The following is an 869-nucleotide window of genomic DNA, read 5'->3' on the forward strand; positions in this document are numbered from 1 at the left end:
CAACTCGACTGCGTGAAGTCGGAATCGCTAGTAATCGCGAATCAGAATGTCGCGGTGAATACGTTCCCGGGCCTTGTACACACCGCCCGTCACACCATGGGAGTGGGTTGCACCAGAAGTAGCTAGTCTAACCTTCGGGAGGACGGTTACCACGGTGTGATTCATGACTGGGGTGAAGTCGTAACAAGGTAGCCGTAGGGGAACCTGCGGCTGGATCACCTCCTTAATCGACGACTCAGCTGCTCCATAAGTTCCCACACGAATTGCTTGATTCATTGAAGAAGACGATAGAAGCAGCTTTAAGCTCCAAGCTGATAGCTCCAAGCTAACAGTTGCGCGCTCGAAATTGGGTCTGTAGCTCAGTTGGTTAGAGCGCACCCCTGATAAGGGTGAGGTCGGCAGTTCGAATCTGCCCAGACCCACCAATTTTGTTATGGGGCCATAGCTCAGCTGGGAGAGCGCCTGCCTTGCACGCAGGAGGTCAACGGTTCGATCCCGTTTGGCTCCACCATATAACTGCTTCTGAAAGTTTAGAAATGAATATTCCGATGTGAATATTGATTTCTAGTCTTTTGATTAGATCGTTCTTTAAAAATTTGGGTATGTGATAGAAAGATAGACTGAACGTTACTTTCACTGGTAACGGATCAGGCTAAGGTAAAATTTGTGAGTTCTCTTAGTTGAGAAATTCGAATTTTCGGCGAATGTCGTCTTCACAGTATAACCAGATTGCTTGGGGTTATATGGTCAAGTGAAGAAGCGCATACGGTGGATGCCTTGGCAGTCAGAGGCGATGAAAGACGTGGTAGCCTGCGAAAAGCTTCGGGGAGTCGGCAAACAGACTTTGATCCGGAGATGTCTGAATGGGG

Annotated in this window: 2 tRNA genes and 2 rRNA genes; all 4 read left to right on the plus strand. The window is 48.7% G+C overall.

The window, feature by feature from the left end:
• A 16S ribosomal RNA gene (locus AD668_RS28310) occupies window positions 1–226 on the plus strand; the annotation flags it as partial.
• Between the two features lie 122 nt (window positions 227–348).
• Window positions 349–425: transfer RNA gene (locus AD668_RS28315), tRNA-Ile, on the plus strand.
• Between the two features lie 10 nt (window positions 426–435).
• Window positions 436–511: transfer RNA gene (locus AD668_RS28320), tRNA-Ala, on the plus strand.
• 234 nt (window positions 512–745) lie between these two features.
• Window positions 746–869 (plus strand): 23S ribosomal RNA (locus tag AD668_RS28325); the annotation flags it as partial.

It is taken from the genome of Pseudomonas sp. P1.8, from assembly GCF_001269805.1.
Taxonomy (GTDB): Bacteria; Pseudomonadota; Gammaproteobacteria; order Pseudomonadales; family Pseudomonadaceae; genus Aquipseudomonas.